General features: G+C 32.7%; 22 protein-coding genes. 2 read left to right on the top strand and 20 right to left on the bottom strand.

Annotated features, from left to right (window positions below):
* The first annotated feature begins 264 nt into the window (after positions 1-264).
* Positions 265-1,986 (top strand): T9SS type A sorting domain-containing protein, encoded by a 1,722-nt coding sequence (locus RM542_RS04655; RefSeq protein WP_311384550.1) that lies wholly within the window; start codon positions 265-267, stop codon positions 1,984-1,986.
* Positions 1,987-2,015: 29 nt separating this feature from the next.
* Here RM542_RS04655 and RM542_RS04650 read toward each other — a convergent pair whose 3' ends face one another.
* The 18 genes from RM542_RS04650 to RM542_RS04565 all read right to left on the bottom strand — a co-directional run bounded on the left by RM542_RS04650 (position 2,016) and on the right by RM542_RS04565 (position 16,773).
* Positions 2,016-2,318: an STAS domain-containing protein gene (locus RM542_RS04650; RefSeq protein WP_311384549.1), complete on the bottom strand. Its 303-nt coding sequence runs from the start codon at positions 2,316-2,318 to the stop codon at positions 2,016-2,018.
* 94 nt (positions 2,319-2,412) lie between these two features.
* Positions 2,413-3,129 carry a LytTR family DNA-binding domain-containing protein gene (locus RM542_RS04645; protein ID WP_311384548.1) on the bottom strand — a complete coding sequence of 239 codons (717 nt, stop codon included), beginning with the start codon at positions 3,127-3,129 and terminating at the stop codon, positions 2,413-2,415.
* A gap of 1 nt (position 3,130) precedes the next feature.
* Positions 3,131-3,454, bottom strand: coding sequence for an Hpt domain-containing protein (locus RM542_RS04640; RefSeq protein WP_311384547.1), 324 nt, complete (start codon positions 3,452-3,454; stop codon positions 3,131-3,133).
* Positions 3,454-4,506: an ATP-binding protein gene (locus tag RM542_RS04635; protein ID WP_311384546.1), complete on the bottom strand. Its 1,053-nt coding sequence runs from the start codon at positions 4,504-4,506 to the stop codon at positions 3,454-3,456. The genes RM542_RS04640 and RM542_RS04635 overlap by 1 nt, the downstream gene beginning before the upstream one ends.
* Positions 4,506-5,633 (bottom strand): FIST N-terminal domain-containing protein, encoded by a 1,128-nt coding sequence (locus RM542_RS04630; RefSeq protein ID WP_311384545.1) that lies wholly within the window; start codon positions 5,631-5,633, stop codon positions 4,506-4,508. Before RM542_RS04630 ends, RM542_RS04635 begins: the two co-directional genes overlap by 1 nt.
* A gap of 4 nt (positions 5,634-5,637) precedes the next feature.
* The gene (locus RM542_RS04625; RefSeq protein ID WP_311384544.1) at positions 5,638-8,037 is read right to left on the bottom strand and encodes a PAS domain S-box protein; all 2,400 of its coding nucleotides are present in this window, start codon (positions 8,035-8,037) and stop codon (positions 5,638-5,640) included.
* Positions 7,991-8,533, bottom strand: a complete 543-nt coding sequence (locus tag RM542_RS04620; RefSeq protein WP_311384543.1) for a heme NO-binding domain-containing protein — start codon at positions 8,531-8,533, stop codon at positions 7,991-7,993. Before RM542_RS04620 ends, RM542_RS04625 begins: the two co-directional genes overlap by 47 nt.
* An 84-nt stretch (positions 8,534-8,617) precedes the next feature.
* Positions 8,618-9,016, bottom strand: coding sequence for a response regulator (locus RM542_RS04615; protein WP_311384542.1), 399 nt, complete (start codon positions 9,014-9,016; stop codon positions 8,618-8,620).
* Between the two features lie 137 nt (positions 9,017-9,153).
* Positions 9,154-9,522 (bottom strand): MmcQ/YjbR family DNA-binding protein, encoded by a 369-nt coding sequence (locus tag RM542_RS04610; RefSeq protein WP_311384541.1) that lies wholly within the window; start codon positions 9,520-9,522, stop codon positions 9,154-9,156.
* Positions 9,523-9,921: a Dabb family protein gene (locus RM542_RS04605; RefSeq protein WP_311384540.1), complete on the bottom strand. Its 399-nt coding sequence runs from the start codon at positions 9,919-9,921 to the stop codon at positions 9,523-9,525.
* 3 nt (positions 9,922-9,924) lie between these two features.
* Positions 9,925-10,548, bottom strand: a complete 624-nt coding sequence (locus RM542_RS04600; RefSeq protein ID WP_311384539.1) for a DUF4230 domain-containing protein — start codon at positions 10,546-10,548, stop codon at positions 9,925-9,927.
* A gap of 10 nt (positions 10,549-10,558) precedes the next feature.
* Positions 10,559-11,308: a cyclase family protein gene (locus tag RM542_RS04595; RefSeq protein WP_311384538.1), complete on the bottom strand. Its 750-nt coding sequence runs from the start codon at positions 11,306-11,308 to the stop codon at positions 10,559-10,561.
* Complete coding sequence (hemW, locus tag RM542_RS04590) at positions 11,308-12,441, bottom strand: radical SAM family heme chaperone HemW (protein WP_311384537.1); 1,134 nt, start codon at positions 12,439-12,441, stop codon at positions 11,308-11,310. Before hemW ends, RM542_RS04595 begins: the two co-directional genes overlap by 1 nt.
* Positions 12,441-12,992 (bottom strand): crossover junction endodeoxyribonuclease RuvC, encoded by a 552-nt coding sequence (gene ruvC / locus RM542_RS04585; RefSeq protein WP_311384536.1) that lies wholly within the window; start codon positions 12,990-12,992, stop codon positions 12,441-12,443. The genes hemW and ruvC overlap by 1 nt, the downstream gene beginning before the upstream one ends.
* A gap of 1 nt (position 12,993) precedes the next feature.
* The gene (locus RM542_RS04580; RefSeq protein ID WP_311384535.1) at positions 12,994-13,473 is read right to left on the bottom strand and encodes a hypothetical protein; all 480 of its coding nucleotides are present in this window, start codon (positions 13,471-13,473) and stop codon (positions 12,994-12,996) included.
* A 44-nt stretch (positions 13,474-13,517) separates the two neighbouring features.
* Complete coding sequence (locus RM542_RS04575; protein WP_311384534.1) at positions 13,518-14,675, bottom strand: tetratricopeptide repeat protein; 1,158 nt, start codon at positions 14,673-14,675, stop codon at positions 13,518-13,520.
* Positions 14,675-16,414, bottom strand: coding sequence for a M56 family metallopeptidase (locus RM542_RS04570; RefSeq protein WP_311384533.1), 1,740 nt, complete (start codon positions 16,412-16,414; stop codon positions 14,675-14,677). Before RM542_RS04570 ends, RM542_RS04575 begins: the two co-directional genes overlap by 1 nt.
* Entirely contained in the window at positions 16,411-16,773 is a 363-nt protein-coding gene (locus tag RM542_RS04565) for a BlaI/MecI/CopY family transcriptional regulator (RefSeq protein WP_311384532.1), read from the bottom strand. Before RM542_RS04565 ends, RM542_RS04570 begins: the two co-directional genes overlap by 4 nt.
* A 191-nt stretch (positions 16,774-16,964) precedes the next feature.
* Here RM542_RS04565 and RM542_RS04560 point away from each other — a divergent pair, with 191 nt between their 5' ends.
* Positions 16,965-17,471 (top strand): DUF456 domain-containing protein, encoded by a 507-nt coding sequence (locus tag RM542_RS04560; RefSeq protein ID WP_311384531.1) that lies wholly within the window; start codon positions 16,965-16,967, stop codon positions 17,469-17,471.
* A gap of 52 nt (positions 17,472-17,523) precedes the next feature.
* On the opposite strand, the gene RM542_RS04555 is transcribed toward RM542_RS04560, so the two are convergent.
* Both RM542_RS04555 and RM542_RS04550 read right to left on the bottom strand, forming a co-directional pair.
* Positions 17,524-18,078 (bottom strand): nitroreductase, encoded by a 555-nt coding sequence (locus RM542_RS04555; protein WP_311384530.1) that lies wholly within the window; start codon positions 18,076-18,078, stop codon positions 17,524-17,526.
* A 34-nt stretch (positions 18,079-18,112) separates the two neighbouring features.
* Positions 18,113-19,000, bottom strand: a complete 888-nt coding sequence (locus RM542_RS04550; protein ID WP_311384529.1) for a LysR family transcriptional regulator — start codon at positions 18,998-19,000, stop codon at positions 18,113-18,115.
* Between the last annotated feature and the right edge of the window lie 101 nt (positions 19,001-19,101).

Raw genomic sequence — 19,101 nt, 5'->3', positions numbered from 1 at the left:
TTAAAAGCAATTTCATCTTCCATTTCAAAGAACGAAGAAACTACACTTATTAAATCACTATTTTGAAGCAGAGTTTAAATAACAACAACCATAGTTTAACGGATAAAAGCTGTAGACGAATAAACTCAATTAAAGCAAGCAAAAAAATAATTTATACTAATTAAGAAATAAATAAATACGATTAAATACTTTTAATTGTAGTCTTTTTCTTTCTTTTTAATATATTCGCATAGTTCCCTAAACATTTGTTTTAAATACATATCTATGAAACGGGAACTACTACTCACCATTTTTTTAATTACATTTTATTTAAGTTATAGCCAAAACTGTAATTGCGATATAACGCTTAATGGATTATCATCAACCTCTCTAAATATTATCTGGGCCAGCCAGACATCTTATTCCCCTGGTAACACAATTTGCATACCAAGTGGTACTTACCGTGGTATTCGATTTTATGATTTTGAAGGAACCGAAGCAGCTCCTCTAACCATAATTAACTGTGGTGGTCAAGTCATAATCGATGAATCTCATTATTCAGGTATTGATTTTCAACGTAGCAAATTCATTCATTTGACAGGTACTGGAGATTCCATTTATCAATACGGTTTTGATGTTGTAGATACTGGTGGTGGTTCCGTTGGTGTAAATCTTCAAAACTTAAGTACTGATATAGAAGTGGATCATATTGAAGTCTCACATGCTGGTTTTGCCGGTATCATGGCTAAAACAGATCCACAATGCAGTCGCCCTGAAACTTGGCGTCGTAATGGTTTTATAATGAAAAATTTGAATATTCATGATAATTACGTTCATAATACAGGAGGTGAAGGTTTATATATAGGCTTTACTGGCGGTTATAAATTAAACTCTAACCGATCCTGCAGTGGCGATCCTATTTATGGGCATTGGTTAGAAAATGTAGATGTTTATAATAATATTTTTGAAGATATCGATTGGGATGCCATACAACTAAATCTGGTAAGAGCAAATGGTATAATTAGAAATAATACCGTAAAAGATTATGGTACTGATGGTCGGTGGGGTCAATCATTTGCTTTAAGTTTAGGTGGAGGCATTTACTCAGTCCATAACAATTACTTAGAAAACAATAATTTAGAAAAAGGTTGGGGCATGCAGCTGATTAGTGGTCAAAGCGGCACAAAAATCTTTAACAATGTTTTTGTTGGCCCAAAAAAACATGGCATCTTTCTTCATCAACGACATGATTTTGATGACCTAATGGAAGGATATTATATAGTCAATAATACAATCATTGAACCAGAACATGCAGGAATACATTACAATTCAAAAATTATACATCCTATTAACCCTCAAGATAAGTACAGAAAGCAAGACGAGGTACCCAATTTTTTTGTAAATAATCTAATTGTAAACCCGGGGTACGATTTTGAAGGAGGAAATACCTGGAAACAAAACCAAGAAAGCTATGTTGACTTCAATGATAAATCAACAAGAGATAGTATGGCTATTAACATTTATACCAACTTACTGACGCGGGTTATGGATACACTTGGACTGGTTGATGTTACAAATAACAATTTCAGTCCGGCCACTTTAAATTCTAATCTAGTGAACTCAGGTACCGATATATCATCTTGGGGAATCACTTTTGATATTTCTACTCAACCAAGGCCTTCAGGTCATAGTCATGATATTGGCGCTTTTGAATTTCAACAAACAAGCGGTAATTTCCTCAGTGCGGTTTTACCTAATTTAATTGATAATTCCCCTTCTGAAACGAGTCTGTTTTATCCTAACCCAGTAAAAACTTCTTTTCAGATTATTAATAAGAAACAAGAAAAGGTACAACTAGAAATGATTTCTTTACAAGGGCGAATAATTTATCAGAATGAATATACAATGGGTAACAATCTCAATGTAGAAGAATTATCATCTGGTTTGTATATCATTAGATTAAAAGCGCAAAACTTTCAAGAGCTTCATAAAATAATTATTCAATAATTAAATATCCTAGTAAAAGTCTGAACTATTTAAGTCCTATCCGAACTTAGAATGTAATCTGTATTTGTAATCTCCATTACTTTTGCGATGGCATTGTTTTGCTTTCCAACTATGGAAACTACTTTATTATTTTTACCTGCATCCTTATAGAGTTGTTCAAAAAATAGAGCTGCAGATGAGTCCATCTCCGTGATATTCTCAATACTTATTACTATAATCTCCGTGGATTCTAATATCGTATCAAAATATATTTTTAAGGCATTGGTGTTTTGTGAAGTTACTCTACCTAAAATTTCAAAAAGACCTCTATTTTCTTTTATTTCTAAAGCCATACGTCATGAATTTTTATTGCTTTACACCATAGCAAAGCACTTAAATAATAACGTATATAATTACTTTTATTGTAGTCTTAATCTTACTTTTTTATTATAATAAATTGAGGCGTTTCATCAAATTTGGTCTGTTTGATCTACTGATCGGAATAACATTACGTTCAATTAACACGCTATTATCTTGAATATCAATTATTTTAGTGAAATTGATTATGTAAGACCTATGAATTTGCATAAACAATGATTCTGGTAGTTTTTCTTTAATTTTTTTAAGGGTAGAATGAACTCTATGAAAAGAATCAGTTGTTTTGATCTCTATATAATCACCTTTGGCTTCAATTATTAAAATATCTTGAAACTTTAATTTGATTAAACGTCTATCAATATTGATATATAATTCTCCATTATTGGTTGACGCTCCAGACGCGGCATTTTCAGAATCGTTGGAAGGTGCTACTGGAATGGAATTCTTTAATTTCGAAATTGTCTTTTGAAAACGATCTACGGTAATTGGTTTGACTAAATAATCAACTATAAACTCATAAGAGTACGCTTCAATAGCGAAATCAGTATCAGATGTGGTAAATACAACTCTTGGTGGATTCTTTAAGGTTTGAATGAAATCAATACCAGTCAAAAAAGGCATATGAATATCCAAAAAAATCACATCAACTTCGTTTTGATTCAAATACTTTAAAGCTTCCACTGCATTAGGAAATTCGGCTAGGACATTTAAATCAGTAGAATTTTCGCATAAGTTTGATACGATAGCTCTTGAAGTTAATTCATCATCAATTATAATACAATTCACTTTATGAGATTTTTAATATAAACTCTTCAACCTTATTCAATACCTCTTCAAAGTCGCTATTCAACTTTTCATCACCATATTTTAAGCCCTCTTCATGCTTAATGGCGAGTTTATATGCATTATTCAGCCCTAAAATACCTAATTTATGTTTAATCTTATGCACAACTTTTGCTGATTCTTCTAACTCATTATCAGCAAGATATTTTAAATAATCTTCTTTTTCTTTAGGAAACTCTGCCTGTATTATCGCTAAGAATTTTTTTTCAAACTCTTCATTACCCCCGGCAATTTCTTTGATATAATTTAAATTAGGTACTTCACCCATTATATTTTTGTTTTAATAGTAAAATAAAAGGTTGTTCCTACGCCTTCTTCAGATGAAAGCCAAATGTCTCCTTTATAATAATTGATTATTTTCTTTACCAATGCCAATCCAATTCCGGTAGCATTTGCATCATTTTCCAATTTCTTGAACATATTAAATATTCCAGCTTGTAAATGGGCTGGTATTCCTTTGCCATTGTCTTTAATGCTAAAAAGCCACTTATCTTCATTTTCTTCTGCAGCAATGACTATGAAACCTTCTTCTTCAAATTCAAGTGCATTTACAGCATTTGTTAGTAGATTTTTGAACAACTGTTCAATTCTATATTTACCAGTCTGCAATACCGGTAGTTTATCTTTAATTACAATTTTTATGTTCTGCGGAACATATATTGTTCTTTCAATTTCTTGTATTAAGTTATTGAGATCAACATTTTTAATCTTTTCTTCTAGAGAATCAATTGTGGCGTGTCTTAAAATACCATCAATTAAACTATCCATTTTATGAAGGTTTTGAAATATTAGATTAAAACTCTCTTCATTTTCTGTTTTAAGTTCTTTCTCAACATCTTCTAAAACCCAGCTAACTAGTGAATGAATATTACGGATTGGAGATTTTAAATCATGTGAAACCATATGAGCATAATTATTCAATGACTCATTTTGTTGTTCTAGATTTCGAAGCAGGCTGTCTTTTTCTGCCGTCATTTCAACAATCTTATTCGTTTGATTTTCTATATTCTCTAGTAACTTTTGAGGATCAAAACCTAATTCACCATTTTCACTTTCATTGGTTCTACTTTCCATAAAGGCAACAGCCTTACTCAAAGCCTCTAACACCTTTCTTTGACTTTCCGTCTCTCGATTCAATCTTTTATTGGCCTCATAAAGCTCCGTTGAGCTCAACGATGTTGCGCGCTGAATCATACTAAGTTTATCGTCATAATCTGAATACGACTTTTCAATCGATTCAAAGAATGAATCGATACCAGGATGATTCTTTAAATCGTCTGGTAAAAACTTTTTTATTTGACGTTTCAGCAGTGAGTGCATTATTCGCTCATTAAAGTTAAGGTCATCGTCTGATTATGAAGCTGACATTCGTTTTTTCCTGCGAATGGAGCCATTTCACCATATGAATAGAAGCCAGTAATCATAGCTTGGTTTCCAATTACATCTTTCACCTCTTCTATTTCTTCTTCGGTACGTTGTGCCAACACAAGTTTTCTACCAACACAACTAACTAATATAGCAAGTTCTGGCTCATTAGTTCGGTTGTTCATAGCCAGTTCAGCGGCATTAGAAGCACCATTAGCGATATCATCCATGGTTGACATCATCAATTGTACTTTGGAATTTACAGGCACATCACCAGCTAAAATCATTGAATTTGCTTCTTCATCAATATTTAGTATGGTACGTACTAAAGGCTCAGCATCCTCACTTTGCTGCACTGTTAATGGATATAGTAATGCTGCTTGCGGTAAATCTTTGGCTTTTTCTCCTAGGTATTTTTTGTATAGGTCAAGTGCAGGTTGTCCGTCAATCTCGTATAATACATTGCCTACGGATTTCGTAATTGTTCTTTCAGGTCCAAATGGTGTCCAACCTCCATAATTCGCATAAGAAACTTCTAAAGCTTCTCCATAAAAACCAATAGCTACTACCTCGCCTTGTTTTGGACTCTCGTTATACGAAGTGAGTGTTTTTTCAAATCGTGCTCCATCACCACATAAACCGCCTGTAATAGATGCCTTAAAATTTTCGTCAGACTCTAAACCTTCAATAAGACCACTTCCATTAACAAAACTTCCGTCAGAAACAATGAACATATGATTTAAATCTTTTTTGTCAAACTTATCAGAAATTGCGCTACCCATTTTCTGAATATCAACATAATCAGAAACATTTTCACTTACAATTTTAAAAGAAGTTTTCTCAAACTCAATTGCTGTAAAAGTTATAGTCTCTTCATAAACACTAGTTTCCATTATTTCACCAGATGTAGAACCAAAAACTAATTCTCCATCAGGGAATATTCCTCTAACTTCATCATATATTTTATCCGATTCCAAAATAAACCGGTCTGCAAAAACCAGTACTAAAGGTTTTATAAGTTTAATCTCATCATTTAAAACCCACTCTCCATTCTTTGTTCTTTTTCCTTGACTAATTTTCATCTTTTTATTTTTTTAAAGTGAAGTAAAATGTTGTTCCTTTCCCTATTTCGCTTTCTAACCAGACTCGACCTTCATATCTATCGATTATCTTTTTCACAATAGAAAGACCAATTCCGGTAGAACGCTCATTATTTCCAATAGATTGGAATATTTGAAAAATCTTTTCGTGATATTCTTTTGGTATACCAACTCCATTATCTTTCACGCTAAATTCCCAATGCGTTGGTGTCTCTTTACAACCAATTTCAACAAGTCCCTTTTCTTTTTCAATATTGACAACTGCGTTACTTAAAAAGTTCTGGAATAACTGATGAATCTTGGTTTTATCTGCAAGAATTATGGGTAATTTATTAGTAACCTTAATTTTTACATTATCTGGTATAAAAATAATTTCTTCAATACTTTGAATAATCTCATTAATATCAACCTCTGTATTATCTAAAGCCTCATTATTTACCGTAGAATAATTTAAAATTCCAGTGATTAAATTGTCCATTCCTTCTACTTTCTCTTGCATCATTTTTAGGTTATACCTACCACTTTCATCAAGCTTATCTTTATAATCATCATAAAGCCATGTTGCTAATGCACTAACACTACGTAGAGGAGATTTTAAATCGTGTGAAACAATATGCGCATATTCTTGTAAGCCCTTATTACTAGCCTCCAATTCGTTTACTAATTCTTGTTTCTGATTTTCAAGTAATTTTTGTTTTGTGATATCTAAATGAACACCTATTGAACCTAAAATTTGTCCATTCTCGTCATAACGTGGTGCACCACTTATCAACCAATGCCTTTTAGTATTATCTGCAAGCGTTACCTCTACTTCATAAGAATCAGATTCATTTTTTGTTCGTTTTTTAAACTGAGATTTCATCTTTGACATATTGAGTTCGTCTAAGCCCATAATATCAAGTACATTTTTACCTATTAGATGGTCTATGTCTATTCCAATCATCTCAGAATACCTGTTATTGACTAATAAAATTTTACTGTCGGCATCAATCTCAACCAATCCTAAATTCATATTAGCTATTATACTACCATATTTTTCTTTCTGAATTTCTAGATTTCTTCTGTAGTTTTTTCTGAAGGTTATGTCATTATAACTCCATAAATGGCCTTTATAAACGTCATCAATAAATAAAGGAATATAATCACGTTCAAAGGTTCTACCATCTACCAACTCTAGTTCGTCAGAAAGTACTAGTTCTTTCTTTTCTAAAACATGGTTTATTCTTTTTACAGTATGTTCAGGATCTACAAAAAGGTGTTTGTACTTCTGTAATGACTTTTCACAGTTGATACCTTTGAGTTTCTCAGGTGCTAAGGGTATTTTAAAAAGATTACAAAACATTTGATTGGTCAATACCATTTTGCGATTTTCATCTTCTAATAATATTCCAGTTTGAAGGTTACTGATTAAAGTAGTCAAACGCTCTTCAGACGCTCTTAACTTTTCTTCGGATATTTTATCATTAGTAATATCTTCGATTAGTGCTACCTTATAGATGATTTCTCCATTCTCGTTCCTAACAGCGCTAACAGAGGTTTTACCATAAATAGTTTCTCCATTTTTCTTGTGAAAGATTCTAACTATTGAAAATTTATCAGATGCACCACGTTCAGTATTTTCAAGTAAATCTTTATAAAGGCTCACATCTTCAATAGTGGAGATTTTATCAATACTTAATTTTTTTAGCTCATTAGTGGAATACCCTAGTAATTCAACAAATGTCTTATTCGCTTTTACAATTTTATCGTCTACAATTAGCACTATACCCAAAGAAGAGTTTTCAACGATAATATCTTGTTGTTTTTTTTGATCTTCAAGTAATTGTTTAATCTCCTCTTGTTTTGTTATATCTCTTATTACACCTTGAGCAGCAATTGGTTGTCCTTTTTCGTTGTAAATTAAGCTCGCATTAATATTGACATATTTTTCACCTTTATTCTTAGTTATTATTTTAGCATTATAATTTTTAAGTACGCCAACATGCAACAAAGATTTAAAAGATTCGGCAGTATATTCCAAGTAGTCTTTATGAACCAAATCACCTAAAACGACGTTTTCTTTAGTATTATCATATCCTAAAAATTCCTTGGCACTTGTATTCATGTTCAAGACTTTGGTAGTCATGTCCATTACAACATAAGGATCTATGATGTTTACAAAAGCTCCATCGATTCGCGAACCTTGATTATCCAACATTGCCTCTAGCTTACCATTGGCCTCTTTTAGGTGCAATGAAGCATCGTAAAGCTCTTTTGATTTTTCTTCCAAAAGTCGCTCTGCGGCTTGTCGGGCTTTTTTCTCTCGAATTAAAGCGCGATGTAAAATGGAAACATCGGTATTATCCATTTTGTTCAATGACAAATTTGACTTCTGTCCCTTCTTCATTTAATAATTCAAAATCAATCTGTACCTGCTTGTTAAAATGTTCAAAGGTTTTGTCCATCAATCCATGTGCTAATGCATACAATCCTCGTGAAGAATTATAAACCATAACCAAAGAATTATCCGTTCTTTCTAAAACTTTAAAAGAAGGTAATTCTGCATCGGGGTATAATTTTTTTACATGAATATGGATGTGATCTTCTATAGAATTTAAAAGACCAATTGGGTTTTTATAACTGCTTACAACTTCTGGATGCGTTTTTATTAAACCGCCGAATAAATAATGACCAAATGAAAATAACAAGTCGTTTGCTGATGTGTTAGCTATGGAACTAAGATTAGTTAATAGCTGCACCATTTCATTAAAGTCGTAAGTACCAACAGATGTATAAGCACCTTCAGATTTAAGGTCCGAACTTTCAATAATAGCATCAACAACTTCTAAACCAAAAGTTGATTCCACCATTTCTAAGAATTCAGTAAATACAATTCCCTTCATAATTATAATAATCTAGCATTATAAAATAAAGGTAAGAATTGGACTACTGCAGGTAAAAATATTGTTGTGAATTTACAATTTTTGTTAGGCTTTGATTAACTCACTTATTTCCCAATAATCAAAAACACGCTTAAGTTTAAGCTCGTAATCTTCATATTTTAAGGGCTTTATGATGTAACCGGCTATCCCTATTTCAAAGCATTTTAACAAATCAACTCTATTTTCAGATGTGGTCAAAATAATTGTAGGTAGATATTTTAAACGTGCATCTGCTTTTAAGATATTCAAAAATTCAATGCCACTCATCCTTGGCATATTTAAATCTAGAAGAATAATATCAGGTAAACTCCCCTCATTTAAGATGCCTAAAGCTTCTTCTCCGTTTTTTGCTTCAACAATAACATGCTTTGATTCCATTTTAGCAACAGCTCGTTGCATTTTCATGGTTTCAATCATATCATCTTCTATAAAAAGTACATTCACAAATTCACATTTTAAGGATTGCAAAATTGGTTTAAATTGTAAGAATAAACCAGTATTGGGGGATGAAAAGTAATTTACTGTCGATGAATAGCAAAAAACTATAGATGAAATTAGTAAAAATATTCTTACAATTGAGGTTAGTTTTTATTTTCTTGATTATTTTTCAATAGCAGCCTATCTTTTTTGGTTAATTTAGAAATCACCAATTCATAAGAGTGGTCTATCAACTCTTTAATAAGGCTCGGATTTAAGCTTTCTAAATAGAGTGTATTCCAATGTACTTTACTCATATGATAACCTGGCCTGACACCTTCAAATGATTCTCTTAGTTCAATCGACTTTTCAGGATCACATTTAAGATTTGCTTGTGATGGCAAACGCTCTAAAGGAACTAGTGCGAACATTTTACCCATAACTTTAAATACCAAGGTATGTTTATCAAAAGGGAACTCTTCGGTCACTCCATTTTTAACAATGCAGTAGTCCCGAAACTCTTCTACATTCATTTAGTTAATACCATTAGAATCGTAAACTATTACTTTATCCCAGAGGTGACTGCACTCTTCTATAAACACTAAATGAGCAGCCTCATTTTGATATGCTTCTTGGGCCTCTGCTGATTCAAAGGTTACAATTAATGAATATGTAAATGAGCCGTCAACTACATCTCTTGATGCTTTTGGCGCTGTTCCTATAAATTTGGTTTTAGCATATTCAGAATTTGACAAAAACTTTTTCAAAGACTTTTCAAAGTGGTCTTTGTCATTGTCATTGGTATTATCTTTAAACCAAAAATAAACGGTATGAGCAAAGCTCGAATCAAAATTATTCATATCCTTATTTTCTTGTGCAATTATGTTTGAAAACAAACCAATAAACAATAGTGTACAAATTAATTTATTCATTATTTATTCTTCTAAGAGTTGTTTTTCTCTGTTACTAATTTCCAAAGCTGAATAGTCAAGTTTCCAGCCTATTGTTTCTACAATCTTTTCGATAAGCAAAACCGCTTCAAGAGCTTCTTTTTTTGCCGTATCTATCAATCCGCTTTCTGGAATCTTCTCTCGAATATGTTCTTTTGCATTTTGATTTAGTTGAGTTAAATCATCAGGTGAAAAAGAATTAAACAATCCGTTTTTAATATCGTAAAATTGAATATCAGGTTCAATTGAGAGTATTTCGGGTTCCGGAAAATCTTTTAATATTATTCGTTTAGAATTATTATCTGCTTCTAGTCGCAACTTTTTTAAATCATACCCTATTTGAGCTTTTGCATTAATGACCACTAATGCTTTCTTTTTACTACTTAATATGCTCATGAAACCATCTTTGATGTTTTCATACCGATAAATTTCAGCAAAATCTCCTTCGACTGAAACCAACTTGCAGACACTTTTGATTTTATCTAGTATTACGGTAGATTGATGTTCAGTAAGCTCTCTCTTCTTCTTTTTAGTAAACATTGAATATACCCAATACATCAATATTGCTCCTAAAATGAGTCCTAAAAAAGCTTCTATTAAACTATCCATTTTGTAAAAACTAATCCATTATTTTATAAAGTACTGGTCTACTTGGGCTCGCATCGTTTTCAATTGGAGCTAACTGAAGGTCTAAAAAATAAGTCCCATCTTCAATAGTATTATTAACATATATAAATTCCGTTATAGTAGCATTACTTCTTATTTTACCCTTGGTATTCCAAAAGGTATGATGACAAATAAGTACTCCTTCATCTCTTTCTTTATCTACAGAAGGTAAATCAATTAACAAATGTTCTATCCCTTTGGTCTTTAAAAATAGTATCGCATCTTCTAAAAGATAAGGCGGATTCGTATTTGAATACTGCATACTATTTTTGTTTGGCAAGTTTGGCAACGTTCTTATAACAAGAGCTTTCCTTTTTTTGTTCCCTAAAGCATATTGTAATTGCTTTTTTGAAATAACTAAATCTTCATCCTTTTTTTCGGGTGCTACCGTTACGACCTCAGCCAAAAAGAAAAAGTTCTTTAAGTTTTGATTTATGGAATGAAACTCTTCAGTAATATGACCCGCACACTCCGTATGGGTCACATGTGAATGAGGGTTAAACCATATGTTATTAAAGTTAACCGACGAACCTTCTGAAACTTTACCAATAAATCCATCTTCTTCATGGGGCCTTATTTTAGGGTGACCCAAATACCAAGCATTTACATTGGTTTCATCACCACGCAAAGCAATTGAAATATCTAAAGGTTTAGATAAATCAATTTTATAATTCCTTGAATTATATTTGATAGTTGCAATCATCATGACAAATTAAGCATAAAGAGATGACTTGCAATTCCATCAGCTAAAAATTTCCCTTTATTGGTCGTCATTAGTTTATCGTCATCTACAAACAACAAGTGCTCATCTATATACTTTTGAGCTTGGCTAATAAGGTAATCCCTGTAATTAACCCCGAAATCTTCTTTTATTCTAAGTAACGACACTCCCCATATAGTGCGAAGACCAGTCATTACATATTCATTATACTTGTCTGTAGTAGAAAGGGTCTCCACCTCAATCGGAACCTTATTTTTTTCAATAGACTCGATATACTTTGAATTATTATTGATATTCCAACCACGTTGTTCTCCATTATAGGAATGAGCTGATGGACCAATACCTATATACCTTTTTTGTTGCCAATAGGCCGTATTATTTTTTGAGAAATATCCAGGTTTACCAAAATTTGAAATTTCATAACATGAATATCCCGCATTGGTTAAAGTCTCATTTAAAATTTGAAAGTGTCTTTGTGCTACTTCATCGTCGACATCTTCAACGATACCTTTTTCTATAAACTTCTTTAATGCAGTTTTTGGTTCTACTGTGAGCGCATAACTTGAAATATGAGGAACATCAAAAGACAGGGCTTTTTCAATATTACTTTTCCAACGTTCATCTGACATACCAGGAATTCCATAAATCAAATCAATAGAGATATTATCAAAATATGATCTTGCTGTAAGAATACAATTCTGAGCTTCTTGGGCGTTATGAGCCCTATTCATTAGTTTTAAATCTTCTTCAAAAAAAGATTGAACTCCTATACTTAGCCTATTAATTGGGCTTTTATTCAATTCTGATATTGCGATATTATTTAAATCATCGGGGTTTGCTTCCAATGTAATTTCAGGGTCAGAAATAACCCTATAATTTTCATAAACGGAATTTACCAATTGTTCTATTTCTGAAACACTTAAAACCGAGGGCGTACCACCACCAAAATAAATAGTGCGAATATTTTCACCTTTGAACTCGTTCTTACGCAAGAAAATCTCATTACAAAGCGCCTCGACCATTTGAGACTTCTTTTTCATATTGGTTGAAAAATGAAAATCACAATAATGGCAAGCTTGCTTGCAAAATGGAATATGAATGTAAATACCAGCCATTATCCAATCTTCTTGGGATTCTGTTTTACAAAGGCACCCCAACCTGAATAAGATTTACCAACCTCTACCCGACCTTCATTATAAAAATGACACACGGCAGCGGCTAAACCATCTGTACTATCCAAGTTCTTTGGTAATTCCTTTAATCCCAACATACCCTGAAGCATCTTAGCCACTTGTTCTTTACTGGCATTTCCATTACCAGTAATAGCCATTTTAATTTTCTTAGGCAGGTATTCTGTTATTGGAATTTGTCTTGATAAACCAGCCGCCATAGCAACGCCTTGAGCACGACCTAATTTCAGCATTGATTGTACATTCTTTCCAAAGAAAGGAGCTTCAATAGCTATTTCATCTGGATGATAGGTATCTATAAGTTCAATTGTACGTTCAAAAATCAGTTTTAATTTGGTGTAGGGATCATTGTATTTTTTTAATAACAATTCATTCATTTGAACAAACTGCATTTTTTTATTCACCACTTTTATTATTCCGAAACCCATAATAGTAGTTCCAGGATCAATACCTAATATGATTTTCTCGTTTGCCAATTTAGTTTGTGGTATTTAAAACCAGTGGAAGTCTAAACTTCATACTTACAGGGTTTCCTTGTTTTAATGCTGGAGCAACAGTCGTTAAATCATTCAAACGACTTGAAATCTCTGCATTAAACCCTGGTAGTAATTCATTGATTTTTACATTTTCTTCAATCTCAAGAATGGTAATAAAACCATGCTCATCAATTTTAAAATCAACGTGAAGGGTCTCGTTAATATCTGTATCTACTTCAAATTGCGCATCACTAAAAGCTGAAGAAAAATAATTAAACATATTTTCTTGAAAGCAACTTCTTTGAGCACTCTTAGGTGCATTCTCATCGCAAGTATCAAAGAGCGGATAAGAATCTACATCATTCCAGTCTATGGCTAAAAGATCTTCTTGCACCTTATTTTCCGTACGAACTGCCTTCGATTGAAAAAGTTCACAAGAAGTTAAAAAAACAACCATTAATAAGAACAAAAACTTTTGCATTGTATCCTTAAGAATTTGGCTGAAATTACAACATTTGAGGTAATTTAATCTTTTGCAAAATGGATTTCTTCCTTCAGTTCTCGAATGCGCTTTTCAGCACGCTCTTTTAAAAAAGGAGGTAGATTTTTGTATTGCGAAATTAAATTTTCATAATATCCTATTTTAACATTGGGGTCTTTGTAATATTCATCCGCAATAATAGAGACTTGCCAATAATGTAACATATTACTCTTATTTTCTTCCCAAGCCTTGGTATAGTACTCTAGTGATTTTTTAAGCTCGCCCTTTAGATGAGCTATACGCCCTAAGCTTTGATATTCATTATCAAAAACATATTGTTTGGCTTCTATTGATTTTAAAACATAAGTCTCAGCGCTATCTAATTGTTGTTCCATTAAAAAGACCTGACCCAAACCCATATAAGCTTCAGGTTCATAATTAGGTATTTCTTCTAACTTTCTATAGGTACTTTTAGCCTTTTCATAAGCTCTGATATTGCTCTGAGCGTAACCCAATTTTTTATAAACAAAAGGCTTTTTTTCGCCAAGTTCAACCAGGCGTTCAAAAAGTGAAGCAGCACTTTCATATTCACCGATATCAAACTTAGTTAAGGCTTTTAAATTGATTAAAGCCACGTCATTCGGAGCTGTTTTTAAACCTAATTCGATAATCCGTGTTGCATTTGCAGGTTCTTCAACACCAACATAGTATTTGCCCAGCAAATAAATACTTCTTAAATGAGTACTATCTAATTGTACAGCCTTCTTTAAAGCTTTGTTTCCTGTCTTATAATCTGAGGTTGATTGTAATGATTTACCCAAGTAATAATAAAATTCAGGATTATCACTATTACTTTGAGTTAATGCTACAAATACGCTTTGAGCAGCAGTATAATTTTTGGTCTTGTCAAATAGCTTACCCAATTCAAATTTAGCCAAGGTATTAGTTGGGTATTTCTGCAATAAGCCTTCATACTGCATTATGGCTTTTTGGGTATTACCCATTGCAGCATAAGAACGAGCTATCTGCAAACTTGAATTTTCATCGCCTAATGCTGCATAAGCATTAATAGCCTTGGTATAATTGCCGATTAGGTATAAACTATCAGCAGCAGAAGCAGAACCTACGTTGTTGGCAGGTGGGGTCTGAGCTTCGGCTTTTAAGATAAATAGTAGAAAAAAACAGGCTAAATAGTGCTTCATTAGTTTTGAATAGCTCCGATTAATTGTTCTTGCATTTTTATTTTTAATACTATTAATTGTTCATCAAGATTTTTAATTATTGGATTAGATTCGTTGGTAGATTCTAGTAATCGACCACGTTCTTTAACCAACTTATTATAATGACCTATGCTCTTTTCTATATTATCATTTAGACCAATTTGAGTTGGTAAAAGTATGTCAACATCAGAGTTTACTAATATAGTCCGCAATGCCATCGCTATGGCCTTTTTTTCATTTATATCCTGTCCATTATCTAACTTAAAAGTAATGGGTATAGAGAATGGCACACTTACTGCTTTTCCATTTTGCTTGCCAGGCTTCATTTTAGGTAATCGCTGAATGATTCGAAGAGCTTCAGCCTCTAAAACCTTATCAGGTCCCCGCATTCTGATATCATCAACATCCCCATTCTCGGTAATTTTAAAAACAATACTAACCCTACCTTGAATATCTAATTCTTGGGCTTCTTTTGGGTAATTAAAGTGTTTTCTAATATGGTTTTGCATACTTTCTTGAAAACATGCCCTTTTATCAGTGGCATTTTCACATCCTGGAAATATGGGCACTTCGTCAACTTCTGAGAAAAGAATACCTGATATATTTGTCACAGCAGAATTTAGAGATTCCCTCATTCCCAATTTCAAAGCTTCAAGCTCTTTATCTAATTTTTCGATAACTGGGCCGTTTTCATTGATATCTTTAAGTAACTTATTCCGAATTCCCACTAATTCATTATACCTGATTACACGTTGATTTAGATTCGCATCATGACTAGTAGATTTACTATTTTTCCATTTCAAAAAGTCATCATATTCATCTTCGGATATTTCAATTTTATTTTCTTCAATCTCTTTGGAGTCACCCACTTCACAAGAAGTATACAACAACATTGCCATAATTGCGGGCAGCAATAACAAGTACTTTAACTGAACTACTTTTTTTGATTTTGATTTACTTAACATGACAATTCGTTTTTTGATTAATGATGATTTAAAAAATTGATTGACAAAACTGATATGCTGGGTTTGAAAAACCTCGGCTAATAATAATTGATATTGTTCTTTTTTATTGGTTTTGGCCACATGAGCATCAGCAATAAACTCGTGAAGTTCTGACATTCGAGATTGATAGATATAGACCAAGGGGTTGAACCAAAACACAATCCGCAACAGTTCAAAAAACAACAAATCCAACGAATGCCATTGTTTGATATGAACCAGTTCATGTGCTAAAATATTAGGTTCTTTTTCTCTAGGTATTCCATCACCTAAAAACACATGTTTAAAAAATGAAAAGGCAACACTACTCTTGGTGACTACTACTTTAGTAAAACGAGGGTAATATTTTTTTTGGCCTTTCAGTCTTAAGACTTCTATGTGATACAATTTCACTACAAAAAGTATGGTGGTCAATGCAATTCCCGCGAAAAAAATCCATTCATACCACAACCATTGCGACCAAAAAGAAGCTTTTTCAACTCCTAGGCCTACCGTAACAGCATCTAATTGAAAAAAGGCTTGCGGATAGGCGACTAATTCCGAAGACACTGTAGTTTTAAGGGCTTCTATTTTGATCCAAGGTAGTACCAAAGAAATGATAAAGGTTACTAGTAAGTAAGCCCTATTCCATTGAAAAAAAGTCTCTCCTTTCAAAAAAAGGTCATAAACCAAAAGAAAGGCCAACTGAAAAATTAAAATTTCTAGGAGATACGTTATCATTTTTCGTCTTCTTTAATATGTTTCATGATAGCCTCTAACTCAGACATATTGATATCATTTTTCTTCATAAAAAAGGATACCATACTTTGAAAAGAACCTTGAAAATAACCATCAACTAATTTGTTAATGCTCTGATTACTATACTCCGATTTTGGTACTATCGGGTGATAAATATGTCCTTTTCCAACTTTTTCATGACCGACAAAACCCTTATCCTCTAGAATACGAATTATGGTAGAAACCGTGTTATAGGCTGGCTTTGGTTCTGGAAGCTCTTCAATCAGTGCTGCTACATTAGCTTTTTTAAGTTGCCATAGTAATTGCATTACTTCTTCTTCTGCCTTTGTAAGCTGTTTCATTGAACTAAGTTTTTAGTTTTATGATTCAAATATAACTAAATTTTTAGTTTAAACTAATTTTTTAGTTGTAAAATTATATGGCCTTGTAACAAATCCGCCCTAAATTTGTCTAATAGTAAACTAACTAGAACTCAATTGAGCTATCAAAAAAAATCATCAATCAAATCTTAACAATCTAGTCAAACTTAATTATGGACATTGCACTTCTTGTTATTGGATTTTTATGCATTCTAATCGGAATACTTGGCAGCTTTTTACCGGTATTACCAGGCCCACCTATTAGTTGGATTGGTTTATTGTTATTACATCTGACTGAGGCTGTACCTGAAAACTGGTGGTTTTTAGGAATCACACTTTTCTTTGCCTTACTCATCACTATTATGGACTATGTGATACCTGCCATGGGAACAAAAAAATTCGGTGGTAGTAAAGCTGGAATGTACGGCAGTATTATCGGATTATTAATAGGACTTTTTCTACCCATTCCGGGCGGTATAATTATAGGCGCTTTTGTGGGTGCTTTTGTTGGAGAAATGTCAAAAAATACCGATCAGAAAGTAGCTCTAAAAGCTGCTTTTGGTTCTTTTTTAGGTTTTTTAACTGGAACTTTTATGAAGTTCTTAATTACAATAATTTACGCAGGGCTTTTTATCTGGAAAGCTATTGAGCATGGTGGAGCATTGTTTACATTCCAATAAGTCGCTCTTTTGGAAATAAAGCTAGGAGCTAAGGTATTTTTGAAATTAACTCCTACTCCATCCATTCCACTTTATCTGCAATAGGAGTTCGAGTACCTTCCGATAAATCTTCATTAGAATACCCCATATAAAAGAAGCCTAAACATTTTTCGCCCTCCTTAAAGTCAAAAAACTCATCCATGTACTTAATGAGACCAGGAGAACTCCAATAACTACCTATGCCTAATTCGGTAGACAAAAGCCACATGTTCTGAACCGCCATAGCTACTGCTGCTATTTCTTCCCATTCTGGGAGACTCTCATTTGGGTCACGCTGCATACAAATAGCCACTATTGCACTTGCTTTTGATGGATTATCGAGTAATTTTTTAATCTTTATGTTCTTAGGATTTGGTACAACCTCTTGGTATTTATTTGCTAAAAAAGTACCTAATGCGTCCTTAGAATTACCTTGCAACACTTTAAATCGCCAGGGTTCAGTTTTCTTGTGATTAGGAGCCCAATTTCCCGCCTCTAGAATGGCCTCTATAATTTCTTTTGAAATAGGTTTATCGTTATATTGAACTGGAAATACAGAACGTCTTTTCTTTATTATATCAATTATCATAGCATTAGATTATGACGTCAAAATTATCAAATTATTAGCTATCAAAGAGCAAGTCTAAACAATGTTTTAGGGCAAGATTATGATGGTCATCTTTCCATAATACGGATAAGACAGCTCTTTGTTTAATTTTTGCTAATTCAATAAACTTGACATTTAATTGAAACCCGTGTTGTAATGCTGTTGGCACTATAGAGATACCTAAACCATTTTCAACTAATTTAAATATAGTTTGAGCATGAACTGATTTGTGTGATATTTGAGGTTTAAAACCAGCATCTTCACAAATACTGATTACAGTATCATAGTAAAGTGGGCTATAGTCTTGAGAAAAAAGAATAAAATCAGCTTCGGACAACTGTTCAATTCCTTTAAAATTTGATGGATTCAAAGCATGATTTTTTGGTAAAACCAAAGAAAAAGTATCCTCAAAAACTGGTTTAATTCTTAATCCACTTGGAATTCTTGATAAACGAACAAAACCAATATCTAATTGATTTTTTAAAATAGCACTCACTTGAGCCTTATTTGATAGCTCTTCTAAACTTGTATGAATTTCAGGATATGTTTCCTTCAATTGCAAAAGCATACTGGGAATAACTTCTTGCATTGCCGAACCCAAAAAACCAATTCTAATCTCACCCAATTGACCTTTACCAATTAGCTTAACTTGTTTAGTAGTTTGCTCTAAATGCGACAAAGCAGCTTCCAACTCCTTTTTCAAATAATCCCCTGCGGGTGTTAATTGCACCTTTTTTTTGTCTCTAATAAAAAGTTGTGTTTCTAAAATTTCTTCCATCTGTTTGATTTGGCGGCTTAGACCTGGTTGAGAAATAAATAGTCTTTCAGCGGCTTTTCGGTAGTGCAATGCCTCTGCGACAGCCATAAAATATCTATAATGACGTAATTCTAATTGATAACTCATGGTTATTATTTCTTGATAAAATAGGTATTGGTAATTATTAAAAATACGTTTTAATTTTGATAGAATATCAATTTGAATTAAGCCTAGGAGATATTAAAAAA

Origin of the sequence: Croceitalea sp. P059 (assembly GCF_031846365.1) — a bacterium.
Lineage (GTDB): Bacteria > Bacteroidota > Bacteroidia > Flavobacteriales > Flavobacteriaceae > Croceitalea > Croceitalea vernalis.
This window is presented reverse-complemented; position numbering and strand designations above follow the sequence as displayed.